This window comes from Pontibacillus sp. ABV4_188 (assembly GCF_056311905.1).
Map to the genome: position 1 here is coordinate 456,265 of NZ_CM149975.1, position 14,598 is coordinate 470,862.

Sequence of the window (14,598 nt, forward strand, 5' to 3'; positions counted from 1 at the left end):
ATCTTTTATTCTTTAGCTTCAGGGTGAAAGATGTTTAAACCTAGATCTTTCGAGAGGCGTTCAAGGATTTTACTGCCGGCAACACTATTACCTTTCGGGTTAATTGCAGGTCCGATGACGCCTATTCCATAACGGCCTGGAACGGCTCCAAAAATCCCGCCGCTAATTCCACTTTTACATGGAAATCCAACATTTACAGCGAATCGACCGGATTCATTGTACATGCCAGATGTCATCATAATGGCTTCAATCGTTGTTAAATGATCGGGATGTAGAAGTTGTTCTCCCTCTTCAATCGTTTTGCCACCATTTGCAAAAAACAAACCGAGTAAGGCTAAGTCCCGCACCTGAAACTCTATGGAATTAATTCTAAAATACAAATCGAGCGCTTCCTCAGGGTCAAGAGCCACAGAACCCGTACTGCTCATATAGTAAGCAAGAGCGCGGTTCCGATCTCCTTTACGTCTTTCAGCTTTATAGACATCATCATTCATGTGAATGTCATCGTGACCGAGAATGCTCTTTAACATGGTCATAATCCGCTCAAATCGCTCTTCTACTGAAGATCCTTTGATTAACGAGCAAATGGCAATGGCTCCTGCGTTAACCATTGGATTAAAAGGTCTATGTACATTGTCAGCCTCCAAATGGCTAATGGTATTGAAGAAATCACCCATTGGCTCCATCCCAACGGTTTGGAACACTTTTTCTTCCCCTAGGTCTTCTAGTGCAATCATGAGACTGACCACTTTAGAAGCACTTTGTAACGAAAAAGAAAGGTCCGTTGTACCTGCTGTGTAGACATTTTGATCTAAATCAATGACGGCGATTCCGATGTCGTTTTGATTTAGTTCACTCACACAAGGGAGACTCTGAACGACTTCCCCCTGAGTAGTATAAGGTGTATATTCGGTTATTATGTCTTTTAAATAATCATTGCTTAATGTAACCATATTCCTGCCCCCAATCGTGTTCGTCCTAATTATGTAGCCTAACTTTCCAGTGTCGAAACCTCCTAAACGTTGTGTTACAATTTTTGTAATGTAGTAAGGAGTTTTAACAAAGGAGGTGCAGTCATTTGGATTTTGTAACGATGATGGCTGAGGAGAAGATTAAACAAGCCGAACGTGAAGGCGCGTTTCAAGACCTCCCTGGTAAAGGGAAGCCGCTAGATTTGTCGGAGATTCAAGCTGTTCCTGAAGACCTTAGGACGAGTTATACCATTCTTAAGAATGCGAATATGCTCCCTGAAGAGATGCAAGTGAAGAAGGAAATGATTCGTATCGAAGAACTCGTGGCCCTTTGTACAAATGAAGAAGAACGACGCGCCTATCAAAGAGAGCTAAACGAAAAGCAGATCCATTTTCAAACGCTTATGGAAAAACGAAAAATGAAGGAATCGGGAGCTTATAAGAGGTATAGTGGCAAGATACGCACTCGGTTTGGTTTATAATCTGAAGCCTTGCTCCATACGCTTTCAGCTCATAAAAAAGAATCCTTAAGGAAAGGGTTCTTTTTTTATGGTCTTTTATCTTTTTATAAAGTACCTTTTTAATTAATTCAATTTTGAAAGGGGCAATTGGGCATATAAATGGCAGAGTTCATATATATTGTAAAGGTGAGTGATTGCTCAATTTACAATTCTGAAGTTGTGCTATATTATATAAGTGAGTAATCACTCATTTTATTGTAAGGGGGTTGAGAAGATGGGAAATGTGATCGAAGTGAAGGGGATGGCTCATTCATTTGGCAAGGAAGAGGTTTTGAAAGATATCAATATGAATATTGGGCGGGGTGAAATCTATGGATTGCTTGGTCCTTCTGGGGCTGGGAAGACCACGCTTGTAAAAATGATCGTTGGCATCATGGAAGCCGATACGGGTGAAGCTTGGGTTGAAGGTGTTAAGATGCCATCACTCGAACAAATGAGAAAAGTTGGGTATATGGCTCAATCTGATGCATTGTATAGTGAACTATCAGCTTTCGAAAATCTAGAATTCTTTGCATCTATTTATGGATTAAAGAGTAGAAAACGTAAAGAACGTATAGAAGACGTCATGAGTGTCGTTGGGTTAACAGAGCATATGAATAAACCTGTCCGCAATTATTCAGGAGGAATGAAGAGGCGTCTATCGTTGGCGATTGCTCTTTTGCATGAGCCGGATGTGTTGATATTGGATGAACCGACAGTAGGGATTGATCCCGTGTTACGGCAATCCATATGGGCTGAATTAAACCGATGGAAAGAAAAAGGGGCTTCTATTATTGTAACGACTCATGTGATGGATGAGGCAGATAAATGTGATCGCTTAGCGATGCTTCGTGACGGCTATGTCATTGCTTCAGGAACTCCGGGTGAGCTGAAACAACAAACGGGTGGACAAACGATTGAAGACGCTTTTCTAGCGTATGGAGGTGCTCGTTCATGAATGTTCAAGCAATAACCGTACGGATTATTCGACAGTTTAAAAGAGATAAACGCTCCCTTGCGCTTATGCTTCTAGCGCCGCTACTTGTATTGACGTTGATGTGGCTTGTATTGGATGGAGACCAATATGAACCAACACTAGCCTTAGTGAATGTTCCGGAACAAATGACTGAGCTATTTAAAGAACAAGATGTCACCATACAGAAGATGGGGCTATCTGATGCTGAAGCTGCACTAGAAGAGATGGAAGTAGATGCACTTATTCATTTGAATCAATCTGAGATGAATATAACGCTTGAAGGCAGTGATCCTTCTACAAATCAGGCCGTGATGGGAGCTGTTCAAAAAGCCCAGCAAAACGCAGTACCGGCTCAAACGATTCCTTTTAAACCCAATTTCAGTTACCTGCATGGTTCTGATGATTTAGGATTATTTGATAATGTTGGGCCGGTCCTTATTGGATTCTTCGTGTTTTTCTTTGTGTTTATTATTGGCGGGGTGTCTTTCTTGCGCGAAAGAACTCAAGGGACACTTGAAAGAATTCTATCTACTCCTCTTAAGCGATGGGAGATTGTGACGGGGTATGTATCAGGATTTGGTCTATTTACGATTCTTCAAACAGCACTTATTGCCTTTTTCGCAATCTATGTTTTAGATGTGTGGATGGCCGGATCTATTTGGTATGTACTTCTGGTTTCAATTTTACTTGCATTAACAGCACTCACCTTAGGAACATTGCTTTCTGCGTTTGCGAACAATGAATTTCAAATGATTCAGTTTATTCCGCTCGTTATTGTCCCGCAAGTTTTCTTTTCAGGGTTGTTTAACCTTGATGCAGTTGCTTCTTGGATCAAGATGATCGGTCAAATTATGCCGCTCACATACGGGGCAGATGCGCTAAGAGGTGTGATGATCAGAGGTGAAGGATTTTCTGAAATACAAATGGATGTGTATGTGTTATTTGGTTTTGCCGCCTGCTTTTTTATCTTGAATATAGTAGCGTTGAAAAAGCATCGCAAGCTATAATAGAGGATAGATTGGTAAAGGGGGACAGAGCGTGACAGAATATGAGACTTTTAAAGAATTGCTAGAATCGGACGATCAGGAGCAGCTTACCCCAAAGCAACGTCAAATTGTTCAAGCCGCTATTGAGATCTTCTCTGAGAAGGGGTATGCATCAACCTCGACGAGTGAGATTGCGAAGCGTGCAGGTGTAGCGGAAGGAACAATCTTTCGTCACTATAAAACGAAGAAAGAACTACTGATGGCCATTGTTTCACCGGTCATTACAAAGCTAGCTGTTCCGTTTATTGCCCAGTCTTTTGTGAAACAGGTTTTCAAAGATGGGGAGCATAAAGACTTTGAAGAACTATTACGAACCATTATCGTAAACCGGTTTGAATTTGCGAAAAAGAATGTCCCTTTACTTAAAATTGTACTTCAGGAAGTGGCATTCCATCCAGAACTTCAGGACCGTTATAAGCACATATTCAAGGAAGAAGTGCTGCCACACTTTGAACGTTTCGTGAGTCATTATAAGGAACAGGGGCTTATCAAAGATTATCCAAGTGAAGCGGTTCTTCGGCTGGTCATTACAACGGTAATTGGCTTTTTGGTCACCCGTTTTATCGTTATGCCAGATGCGGACTGGGACGACGAGGCTGAGATTAATCGTACGATTGATTATATCTTGAATGGTCTTCAGACTGCTCATGACTAAAAACATCACTGTGTTCTCTCTACTGAAGAGTACGCAGAGCATAAAAAAGCCCAAAGCTGCATTCAGCTTTGGGCTTGTATTATTTTTTAGGGAAGGGATTAGTCTAAGATTGTTACGTCTACTGATTTACGGCCCCAGTTTAGTGCTTCGGATTGAGAAGGGATGAAGACGTCGATTCTGTTTCCTTGGATGTCTCCGCCGATGTCACCAGCTACTGCTTTTCCGTATCCTTCTACATAAACTTCAGTGCCTAGTGGGATTACGTTAGGGTCGACTGCGATGACTTTGCGGTCTGGGTTTTCAAGAAGGTTGATGCCTGTTCTTGTGATACCAGAGCACCCAGCGCAGTTAGCTGTATAGGCTGTAGATTCCATCGTAATCGTCTTTTGCTCTTGTTGCTCTGTTTGAACTTGTTTTTCTTCTGTTTTAGGTTGTGCAGGTTGTGTGCTTGCTACCGTTGATTTTTCTTTTGTTGCTACGTTTGACCCATTTACGTTCAGGGTATCTCCAGAATAAATCATATTTGAGCTTAGGTTATTCCATTGCTTTAGCTCATTCACGCTTACATTATATTGTTGACCGATGGCGAATAGCGTATCGCCAGGTTGGATTGTATACACACTACTGTCAGTTGTTGATGTGTGAGCAACTTCAGTGTCTCCGTTGCGGTTCACTGTTAGTTTTTGGTTTGGAAAGATTAAGTTAGATGTTAAGTTATTTTGTTGTTTTATTTGTTCAACGGACACATCGTAATCCTGAGAGATACCCCATAATGTGTCGCCGCTCTTGACGTCTACTTCTTCTGCGCTTGCTGTGATCGCTGTTGTTGTAGAAATCGTTGCTACAGCAGCTAGGGATAGAAATAGTTTTTTCATCTTGTTGACCTCCTAGGAATTACAATAGCCATGAGCTGTTGAAATTCACAGTGTTATTGAGTAACGAATTAACTCTATGGACAACTATAACAAGCTCAGAGGAAAAGCCCAACAACAGAATGACAACAATGTGATTGCAATTCTAACAAGAATGTTACATGCATTTTACAATGGAGGGAAAATAGAGAAAAGGACCCTATTAGAGGATCTTTTTCTCTATTTTTCTGTATTTGAAGCTGATGTGTTTATATTGTGAGAATATCGTTTGTTTATAGGGGATTTTGATTATGGGCGCAGGAGTCATTTTATAAAACTATGTCTCATTCAAGTAAAGGGCAGGATTGTTGAAGAATCGAAACTGAGACACTGTATGGTGAGTGGGACCGCTACGCTTATTGAGTGGTAAGGGTGTCTGGGGAACGACTCGCTTTCCGCAGGCGAGCTGTCGAGCCTCCTCACTCACTACGTTCGCTCCGGGGTCTCGTCGAACTCTTTCTCCTGCAGGAGTCTCCCCGTTCCCCAGACACCCTTATCAGAAGTTGTATAGCGTCCCCTGCAGCTTATCATGGCGGGACTTCAACAATCCCAGTATGTAGCATGTTTCCGTTCCCTTTATATATGGCAAAGGTGGTTCGGGAAATTGCGAGACTCCTGCGGCAGTAGGAGCCTAGGGGAGACCCCACAGAGAGCGTAGCGAACGAGGAGGCTTCCCAGCTCGCCGCGGAAAGCGAGTGATTTCCCGAACCACCTTATTCTCAATTTGGGAAACGGAAGCATTCTCTTAGCTTCGAGTCTTCCACACAAGGGGGCTTATATGGATTAAATGAATACAACAATAAACAGTAACAGAGCTTAATTTAGAGAATGTCTGTTAATGAACGAACAGGATGGAGTTTCTCGTGGTCGATGTTTGGTTCATCAGGTGTGAGCCAGATTGCGTGCATGCCGTATTGGAGGGCGGGGGCGATTTCGTTCATGAAATTGTCGCCAATTGAAACGGCTTCTTCTGGTTTGACTTTGTATCGTTTTAATAGCTCATGAAAGTGTTCGCTTGTTTGAACAGGCTTTGTAGCTGATGTGATCCGGTCGTGGAATAGATCCTCTAGGTTTAATCCCTGGAGTAAACGATCTACATCTGTAGCTTCGCTATTTGTCATGAGAACAATGGTTTTCTCTTTATTTATATTCTCCAAGAATGAACGCAATCCAGGTGTCTCTGTTAGCCATCCTTGTTGAGACGACATGTCGACCTTTGTTTCATCATAGGCTTTGTGACATTCACTCATCGTTAACCCATAATGGCGAGCGAGTACATAAGGGGGCCACCAGCCATCTCCGATTGCAATCCATCGGTCAAAATCAAATGTAGAGGCGGGGAAGGGTTCATTTGTGGAGCGCTCTACTTGTTCACCGTTCCAAGATTCAGGATTGCTGATTTTTTCGGTAAAAGGGTCCCATGTCCAGAATAGATCTTCTTTCGTGTCATAGACCTTTCCAATGGACAGTGGATGGCGTCCTTCTTTAACTTGTGTAAAGTCTTTTAAGAAAGACTCGTGTTTTTCTTTTGGTAATTTATCCTTTAATTTATAAGCAAAATGGTCAAAGTGCAACGTGTCTTCATATAAGGTTCCGTCGAGGTCAAAGATGAAGAGGCGACAGGTTTCTAAGTATGATTCATGTGGTGACATGGGCGATCAGCTTCCTTTCCGGCAATTTGTTTCATTATCTGAGATCCCTTCTTTAATTTCAAGTAAAGAGGTGGGGGACAATATGGAAAAACTTTCTGAACCACTAGGAGTGTTGGTTTGTTTCTAGTAAAATAAAAGGAAAAGATCTGAGAAAGGTGTTATTAAGATGATCAAGCGTTCGGTTTGGATTCTAGTAGGTATTGCGTTGGTTGTTCTTACGCCTTATAACGTTTATGGTACTGAGAATAATCAGCCTGAGATGGAATCAAATTCTTATACCATTCATTACCATGAAGAAGGATCTCCAACTGGCTTAGTATCTTCAGGTTCGCCCGAAATTACATATTTCATAAAACTATCAAATTATGATTTGCCCTATGAAGCGAGCATGTATGTAAATGGAGAAGAAGTTTCCTCAACGTATAATGAAAATACAGGGGTCCTCACCTATGAGGCCCAGGGGTTAACAGGTGCAAATACAGTAACGGTGCAGCTTGAAGTGTATGGCCAAAAGCAACTTGAACGTTCTTGGTCATTTGAAATAGACAGTCGCAATATGGATCCTTTTGCTTCAATGGATGCGGAAATCTTGACCTCTGTCAGAACCGATGCCCTAGCTCGTGCTAACGAATATCGTAAGCGGTTAGATATTCCTTTATTAAAAAGCAACGATCATTTAATAGAAGCAGCTCAAGCTCATGCTAATTATATGAACGTCTATTCCAAAGGTCACCATGAAACGAATAGCAGTACTAATTTATTTACTGGAAAACACCCTGCTGAGCGCACGTCTTATTTTGGCTATCCCAAATGGTTTGTAGGAGAAGGGATTTCTTACGAAGAGCCTGGAGGGGACTCCGCTGTTGATCATCTATTTGACGCTCCTTACCATCGTTTAAGCTTAATGAACCCGTTTTATAGCGAAGTAGGGACGGGGTACAATGATCAAGGCGATGTAGTTATGAACTTCGGTGGAGATGGAAGTGACGGGGAACATCGTATTATTCAGTATCCTTATCCAAATCAAAAAGGTGTACCCGTTTCTTGGTTTGCTTATGAAACGCCTAACCCTCTTCGTTTTTTCAACCAAGATCAAATATGGACAGGTTATCCTGTTTCTTATGTGTATTATGGCCCTTCCTCTCATGAACTCCAAGTTTCAGATGCATCGTTAGTGAATGAGGAGGGTGAAACGGTGCCAGCTTACACAGTGACACCACAAATGGAGGCCGAGGGTACTCATCACGTTTTCCTGATCCCAAAAGAGAAGCTTACGCCGGGGGAGGGTTACAAAGCGAGAGTAAATGCTCAAGCGAAAACAGCGGAGGGGAACCTATTCGATGTGTCACGAACCTGGTCATTTAAGACAGGAGAGAGTGTTTTGTTTCATGATATTTATTTCGAAGCACAGAACGGGGTTCACTTTCTAACGTTAGAATGGGCAAATGGAGAAGATCCTGAAGCTACAGCTATTTTGAGTAAAGAAGATAAGATTTATATAGAGAAAAAAGGGGATACACAACGTACAATCCGCCCTCTAGAATCATCGGGGACGTATGAGTTAAAGGTGGATAGTCCTTACTTTAATGAGCAAGAAACCTATATCATTAAGATTGAAACAGATGACCTCCCTCACTATCAACATGGAAGCAACCTGAAAGTTGTGGACTTCTATAAACCCAATTCACTAGAGGCGCTCTATCAAAAATTCCCGATATGGGAAGCTCGCCAAAGCTTTTACGGCTCGTATAAAGTTTTTAATGATAGGGAACAGCAATCGAATCATAATGAGGAGGGTTCCTTCATTATTGATCGTATAGGCAACCTGATCACATCTTTTTTAAATGGAAGTGAGGCAGGAGATTCATCTACTGTTCTACCTACTCGCGAAGAAAATAAAGAAAGTGGTTATACGCCTTACTAGTCTAAGAAGATTGAAGTGTTTCCCCCTCCTTTGTATTGGGAAGTTTAGCAAAGAGAGGGGGTTTTTCTATGAGCTTTGATTATGAAATGGACTTCGACAACATCAATTTCAGGGAGCGACCGGATCTTTACAAAGTAGGCAGGGGAGAGCAAGGTGTACTAATGGTAGAACCATATAAAAGCGAAATTCTGCCTCACTGGCGATTTAAAACTCCTGATATCGCAAAAGAGTCTGCCGATAAGATTTATGAATTATTTGAGCAATATAAACAACAAGAAGATTTTGTCGGAATGGATATGGCGCGTAAATACATCCAAATGGGCTATACACGAGCAAGGCGTTATGCGAATTACAAAGGTGGAAAGAAGTACGACCAAGACGGCAATATAAACGAACGTGACATCGACGAAGAAAAAGCTGAGTCGGCTCGCATCTTTGAGGAAAAGTGGAAACAGGTGCGTAATGATGATGAATACTTAGCTTATAAGAAAGAACACCAAAAGAATTATGGATAAAGCAAAATTTTGTCTAAAGTGTGGTAATGGGCAGTGAAAGAATGAAAGAGCTACTTCGTCATTGTTAACAGACGGAGTAGCTCTTTTGATTAATCTTGTTAGAATAAAGAAGTCATCCCTTCAAAGAGAGAAATTACGCCCATGTATGCCATGGCGATGACAATAAAGGCACCGAAAATGGTTAACCATATGGGGTGCTTGTAATCACCTACAACGGACTTCTTGTGTGCTGCAATTAAAATTACCCCAAGAGAAAGCGGTAAAATGAGCCCGTTTAAAGAGCCGGCTAAGATTAGTAAGCTAACAGGCTTTCCAACTAAGCTGAAGATGAGTGTGGAAAAGGCAATAAATCCAACGATGATCCACTTTTGATTTCGCTCAATAAACGGACTAAATGTTTTGATAAAGGACACAGATGTGTAGGCTGCTCCGACAACTGATGTAACGGCTGCTGACCACATAATCACACCAAAGATCTTATACCCAATGTTACCGGCTGCTGCTTGGAATACAGAAGCTGGAGGATTGTCTGGGTCGAGTGTAATTCCTTGGGCTACTACACCAAGGGCTGCAAGGAATAAGAAGATTCGCATAATCGATGCAATACTAATCGCAGAAATGGCACTTCGATTCACGTAGCCAAGTGATTCTTTGCCTTTTATTCCTGCTTCAAGAAGGCGATGCCCGCCTGCAAATGTTATGTATCCCCCGACTGTTCCCCCTACAAGTGTAACAATGGCGAGGAAATTAATCTTTTCAGGTGCTACTGAACGGATAGCAGCTTCTCCAACGGGTGGTTGAGCTGTGAACATGACGTAGATTGTCAAACCAATCATGATAAACCCTAGAATTTGAGCGAAGCGGTCCATTAATTTTTCGGCTTCGCGCACAAGGAAAATTCCGATAGCAACAACCCCGCTAAACAAAGCACCGATTTTAGGGGAAAGTCCGAATAACACGTTCGTTCCAAGTCCGGCCCCCGCTATATTTCCAATATTAAAAGCAAGACCTCCAAGAACGATAAGAATGGATAGAATGAATCCAAGCCCTGGGAGAACATTGTTGGCTATGTCTTGGGCGGGCTTACCGCTTACGGAGATGATCCGCCAGATATTTAGTTGGGCACCAATATCAATAATAATAGATATTAAGATGACGAATCCGAAATTTGCTGCGAGTTGTTCTGTGAATGTGGTTGTTTGTGTAAGGAATCCTGGGCCAATTGCTGAGGTGGCCATCAGGAAAGCTGCTCCAAGGAGCAACCTTAGTCTAGAACGTTGATCCATATCGTGCCTCCTTAAATTTGATGTCTAAAAATTCTATCATTAATGAAGGTAAACATCCAGATCATTCAGAACCCCTTCTATGGTTTTAGGGTGGGAGTTGAAATCCATTTGTAAAATGCTTACACTACCAGTATGTAGAAAGGAGCGGTATGGTATGTGTGGTCGTTTTACATTTTCAGTAGAAGAACATGAGATCTTAAAAGAGTACGGGGTGAACCCGGATGAGAATTTGATTGAACCTCGTTATAATATTGCGCCTGGCCAGCAAGTGGTTACGGTAGTAAATGACGGTGAGAAGAACAGGATTGGTCAATTAAAATGGGGTCTCGTTCCTGTGTGGGCAAAGGATCCTTCTATTGGATATAAAATGATTAACGCTAGATCTGAAACGGCTCATGAAAAACCAAGTTTCAAGCGTTTGCTAGAGAGGAAGCGATGTCTAATCTTAGCCGATAGTTTCTATGAGTGGAAGAAAGAAGATGGGAAGAAACAGCCTTATCGAATATCCCCTCAAGATCGACCATTCTTTGCATTTGCTGGATTGTGGGATCGGTGGAAACAAGATGACACTGAACTTGTAACCTGTACGATCTTAACGAAAGAAGCCAACGACTTCATGGCGCCCATTCATAATCGGATGCCAATTATTCTTCCAAGAGAAGATGAGTCATGGTGGATGGAGCAAACGAAGCAAGATCCTAATGAGATGCATGATTATCTGAGCCAATTAAATATAGAGACGTTAGAAGCATATCCGGTCAGTACGTATGTAAATAACGCTAAGAATGAAGGTCCGGAATGTGTGGAGCCGCTAGCATAAAATGTTAGGTAGGGGTATGGTTTTCGAATTGATACATGACTAAGTTCAGGAATATAACCTGAGCTTTTTTTGTGTTTTGAAAAATTTTTCTAAAATGTGTAGGGGAATTGTTGTATGCTTCGTCTATAAGGTGGATGAAGAACGAAGGGAGGGGAGCAGGATTCAGGATGAGCGTTTAATTGAAAAGGTAAAGGCAGGTCACCAACAGGCGCTCAGGCTCTTGATTGAGCGTTATAAAGGACACGTGTTTAAAGTAACCTATAGCGTTGTCCGTGATGAGAAAGAGGCTGAGGATCTGGCTCAGGAAACATTTATCAAAATGATGGATGCGCTCCCCTCTTATCAGTCTCAAGGATTTAAGACGTGGCTGAGCCGGATTGCGATGAATAAAGCAATTGATTATAAGCGGAAGAAAGCTAGGCAAAAAGAGGATCTGAGTTATGAAACGTTCGAATATGAGCGGAACCAAAGTGCAGAGGAAGAATGGCTTCAACGTGAAAAAGTTTTAGCCGTTTCTCATTCAATAGGATTGTTACCAGCTAATTATCAAGGGGTTGTTCAGGCATATTACATAGAAGGTAAATCATACAGCGAGATTGCTAGAGAGCAAGCTCTTGAGGAGAAGACGGTTGAGATGCGATTGTACCGTGCAAGGAAGTGGATGAAACGAAATTGGAAGGAGGATGAGTTCTGATGAGGCATTTAGAGACGACTCGGTTAGAGGCATATATAGAAGATTCGTTGAGTGATCATGAACGCATGGAAATTGAGGATCATTTAGATGAATGCGATTTTTGTTTTGAAGCTTACATGACGAAAGTAGAAAGCTGGACCTTGGAACCATCCCTCTCACAGGATTTTACTGATCAAACGTTTGATCAAATCGTTAAAAAGCAAGTGATGCCGGTTAAAGAGTCGAAGCAAAGTGCTGTGCAGAAACAAAAGCGGACGCTGGTCCATTACGGGCTTGCTGCAGGCTTAACGATGATTTTAATGATATCAGGTGTGTTTGAACAAGTTCTTCACGTATTCGATGAGGATTCTTTTAAAGAGAGACCTTCCATCTCAAGGAATATTGTAAGTGAAACAGATCGATTGTTACAGAAAGTAAATGAAGATATAAGGAGTGATGTAGATGAATAAGTCAGTGATATTGGCATTTTTCTTTTCCTTTGTACCAGGATTAGGTCAACTATATCTTGGTCTTATAATAAGAGGGGTGTTGTTTGGAGGATTGTTCTTTGCTCCTTTGTTTATTATTGCGGTAGCGGTAATGAATGCAGGAGGGGAAGCTCTTATACTGGTGATGTTTCCGTTACTGGTGTGGGTGATTAATATGGTAGATATGATAAGGCAGTTACGAAAATTAGAAAAACACAATCAGCGAGTGGGGAATGCAGATACAGACGACGCCCTTACGTCTCCTTTTAAAGATCAGGAAAGGGTTGTAACGATTCTCTTATCGTTTATTCCTGGTGTTGGGCATTTCCATCTTGGGTTGAATCAAAGAGGTCTTACGTTTCTTGCAGGATTTATGGGAGTAGGCATTATGATCTTCTTTGTCGCAGCCATTACAAGCACTGGTGGGTTTTTGATTTTTCTTTTAGCCCTTCCAATCATTTGGATTTATGGATTATTTGATGTGATTCAGTTGTTAAATCAGAAGGAGAAGGGGGAGGTACTTGAAGATCGGACTATATTAGAAGACTTTGATCGTCATCGTGAACGTGGCAAGAAGAGCCGAGTGATTGCAACGTTGCTTGGTATCTTCCCGGGGGCTGGGCATATGTATTTAGGTTTACAGCGCCGAGGTTTACAACTAATGGCTGCATTCTTATTGTCGATCTATATTCTTGATGTCTTACATTTATCGATCTTCTTATTCCTGATTCCGATTATCTGGTTCTTTAGTTTTTTCGACGCGCTCCAGCTTGCTAGTCGATATGAAGAAGAGGTTATTGATGACGTCCCGGTTATTAAGTACTTTATTAATCACCAGCGCTGGATTGGAATTGCGCTTATACTGCTGGGTGTATTCTATATGTTAGATGACGTATTCATGCCTGTATTAGCAGATGAACTTCGCGAAACCTTTCAGATTAATCTCTATTATTACTACGAACGCTATTTCCAAATGATTATTGTCTGTCTTCTCTTTATCGGTGGTGGAATTAAACTGTTATTAGGTTCAAAAGTGAAGAAGGAGGAGGTTAGTAAATGAGAAAGTGGCGCGTAGGGACAGTATCCATGGGGATTTCACTCATCTTCCTCGGAGTCTTACTAATGGTTGGACAGTTTACCGATTGGGACCCTATTACATTAACCATGTCGTGGTGGCCTTTCATTTTAATCGTACTTGGAATCGAGGTACTCGTTTACATTGCTCTTTCTAAGAAAGAGAAGCCAATCGTACACTATGACTTTCTTTCCATCTTCTTTATAGGAGTACTTGGGATGGTCGCTCTCGGGCTGTATTTGATGACTTCACTAGGTGTGGTGAATGAAGTGAAGGGAGCTATGAATGCAGAACGAGTTGAAGGCGCATTGCCTTCTATAGAAGAATCCATCTCAGAAGACATCAATACGATCGTGCTTGAACAAGCGTATGATGACTTGGTCGTTGAGACGAATAATGCTGGTAAGGTTCATATATTTGGAACGTTTACCTCAGAGTTTTTAAAACAAGAACATTTAGATAAGAACGATGTAGCTTCAATCAACAAAGTAGGAGATAAGCTATACATTCAATTATTGCGAGGCCCATCTAAGGAAGGGATGAACTACAGTCGAACCACGTTTAACCGTACAATTTCCTTCCCTGAAGACGTTGATGTTGAGATTCGTGGTACAACAGGGAATCTGAAACTAAATGCAGGGAACATCACAGGAGATTGGATGATTGATGAAGTTCGTAATATGATCTTAAATCTCCCGGAACAAGCGAACGTTTCTGTTAAAGCTGAAAGTTATTCTGAGCAACTAGGTTGGGATGTTGAGTGGGATAAAGAAGAAACGATTCGTAGCGGTGACGAGAAGAATGAATTGTTTTATAAAGAGAAAGTGTTCGGAGATGGAGAAGCGACCATACAAATGAATCTGGTTGATCAATTTACAATCAAAGACGTCGGACCAAGGTCTTAAGAGGCTCTGCTTTAGCAATCGGAGTCCGTTGCGTTTTGAGGTGCTGGGGCAGTCTTGGGGACAACTCGCTTTCCTGCGGGGAGCTGTGAAGCCTCCTCGTTCGCTACGCTCTCTGTGGGGTCTTCCCTAAGCTCCTTACCCCGCGGGAGTCTCGCAGTCCCCAAGCCTGCCCTAACTATAATGAGATGAACGGACTCGCTT

Annotated in this window: 15 protein-coding genes; 11 read left to right on the forward strand and 4 right to left on the reverse strand. The window is 41.8% G+C overall.

Translation table 11 applies throughout. The features are described from left to right. Positions 1 to 5 precede the first annotated feature (5 nt). Positions 6 to 953: a glutaminase A gene (gene glsA / locus ACYX4O_RS02410; protein WP_476354262.1), complete on the reverse strand. Its 948-nt coding sequence runs from the start codon at positions 951 to 953 to the stop codon at positions 6 to 8. A gap of 125 nt (positions 954 to 1,078) precedes the next feature. Here glsA and ACYX4O_RS02415 point away from each other — a divergent pair, with 125 nt between their 5' ends. The 4 genes from ACYX4O_RS02415 to ACYX4O_RS02430 all read left to right on the forward strand — a co-directional run bounded on the left by ACYX4O_RS02415 (position 1,079) and on the right by ACYX4O_RS02430 (position 4,148). After that, a complete protein-coding gene (locus ACYX4O_RS02415) occupies positions 1,079 to 1,453 on the forward strand; it encodes a DnaJ family domain-containing protein (RefSeq protein WP_476354264.1) in 375 nt (124 codons plus the stop codon). 253 nt (positions 1,454 to 1,706) lie between these two features. Further along, entirely contained in the window at positions 1,707 to 2,429 is a 723-nt protein-coding gene (locus tag ACYX4O_RS02420; protein ID WP_476354266.1) for an ABC transporter ATP-binding protein, read from the forward strand. Further along, positions 2,426 to 3,454, forward strand: coding sequence for an ABC transporter permease (locus ACYX4O_RS02425; RefSeq protein ID WP_476354268.1), 1,029 nt, complete (start codon positions 2,426 to 2,428; stop codon positions 3,452 to 3,454). Before ACYX4O_RS02420 ends, ACYX4O_RS02425 begins: the two co-directional genes overlap by 4 nt. 31 nt (positions 3,455 to 3,485) lie before the next feature. Continuing rightward, positions 3,486 to 4,148 carry a TetR/AcrR family transcriptional regulator gene (locus ACYX4O_RS02430; protein ID WP_476354270.1) on the forward strand — a complete coding sequence of 221 codons (663 nt, stop codon included), beginning with the start codon at positions 3,486 to 3,488 and terminating at the stop codon, positions 4,146 to 4,148. 98 nt (positions 4,149 to 4,246) lie between these two features. Here the strand turns inward: ACYX4O_RS02430 and ACYX4O_RS02435 are convergent, their stop codons facing one another. Together ACYX4O_RS02435 and ACYX4O_RS02440 are read right to left on the reverse strand one after the other, a co-directional pair. Then, positions 4,247 to 5,023 carry a 3D domain-containing protein gene (locus ACYX4O_RS02435; RefSeq protein ID WP_476354272.1) on the reverse strand — a complete coding sequence of 259 codons (777 nt, stop codon included), beginning with the start codon at positions 5,021 to 5,023 and terminating at the stop codon, positions 4,247 to 4,249. Between the two features lie 857 nt (positions 5,024 to 5,880). Further along, positions 5,881 to 6,711, reverse strand: a complete 831-nt coding sequence (locus ACYX4O_RS02440; protein ID WP_476354274.1) for an HAD family hydrolase — start codon at positions 6,709 to 6,711, stop codon at positions 5,881 to 5,883. 166 nt (positions 6,712 to 6,877) lie between these two features. On the opposite strand from ACYX4O_RS02440, the gene ACYX4O_RS02445 reads away from it, so the two are divergent. Together ACYX4O_RS02445 and ACYX4O_RS02450 are read left to right on the forward strand one after the other, a co-directional pair. Continuing rightward, positions 6,878 to 8,635, forward strand: a complete 1,758-nt coding sequence (locus ACYX4O_RS02445) for a CAP domain-containing protein (RefSeq protein ID WP_476354276.1) — start codon at positions 6,878 to 6,880, stop codon at positions 8,633 to 8,635. A gap of 68 nt (positions 8,636 to 8,703) precedes the next feature. Beyond that, entirely contained in the window at positions 8,704 to 9,150 is a 447-nt protein-coding gene (locus tag ACYX4O_RS02450; RefSeq protein WP_476354278.1) for a DUF4385 domain-containing protein, read from the forward strand. A gap of 98 nt (positions 9,151 to 9,248) precedes the next feature. Here the strand turns inward: ACYX4O_RS02450 and ACYX4O_RS02455 are convergent, their stop codons facing one another. Then, the gene (locus ACYX4O_RS02455; RefSeq protein ID WP_476354280.1) at positions 9,249 to 10,436 is read right to left on the reverse strand and encodes an NRAMP family divalent metal transporter; all 1,188 of its coding nucleotides are present in this window, start codon (positions 10,434 to 10,436) and stop codon (positions 9,249 to 9,251) included. A gap of 154 nt (positions 10,437 to 10,590) precedes the next feature. On the opposite strand from ACYX4O_RS02455, the gene ACYX4O_RS02460 reads away from it, so the two are divergent. The 5 genes from ACYX4O_RS02460 to ACYX4O_RS02480 all read left to right on the forward strand — a co-directional run bounded on the left by ACYX4O_RS02460 (position 10,591) and on the right by ACYX4O_RS02480 (position 14,397). After that, positions 10,591 to 11,256, forward strand: a complete 666-nt coding sequence (locus ACYX4O_RS02460; protein ID WP_476354282.1) for an SOS response-associated peptidase — start codon at positions 10,591 to 10,593, stop codon at positions 11,254 to 11,256. A 130-nt stretch (positions 11,257 to 11,386) separates the two neighbouring features. Beyond that, entirely contained in the window at positions 11,387 to 11,950 is a 564-nt protein-coding gene (locus ACYX4O_RS02465; protein WP_476354284.1) for an RNA polymerase sigma factor, read from the forward strand. Then, entirely contained in the window at positions 11,950 to 12,399 is a 450-nt protein-coding gene (locus tag ACYX4O_RS02470) for a zf-HC2 domain-containing protein (RefSeq protein ID WP_476354286.1), read from the forward strand. Before ACYX4O_RS02465 ends, ACYX4O_RS02470 begins: the two co-directional genes overlap by 1 nt. Then, entirely contained in the window at positions 12,392 to 13,477 is a 1,086-nt protein-coding gene (locus ACYX4O_RS02475; RefSeq protein WP_476354288.1) for a hypothetical protein, read from the forward strand. The genes ACYX4O_RS02470 and ACYX4O_RS02475 overlap by 8 nt, the downstream gene beginning before the upstream one ends. Beyond that, complete coding sequence (locus tag ACYX4O_RS02480; RefSeq protein ID WP_476354290.1) at positions 13,474 to 14,397, forward strand: LiaF transmembrane domain-containing protein; 924 nt, start codon at positions 13,474 to 13,476, stop codon at positions 14,395 to 14,397. The genes ACYX4O_RS02475 and ACYX4O_RS02480 overlap by 4 nt, the downstream gene beginning before the upstream one ends. Positions 14,398 to 14,598: the final 201 nt, after the last annotated feature.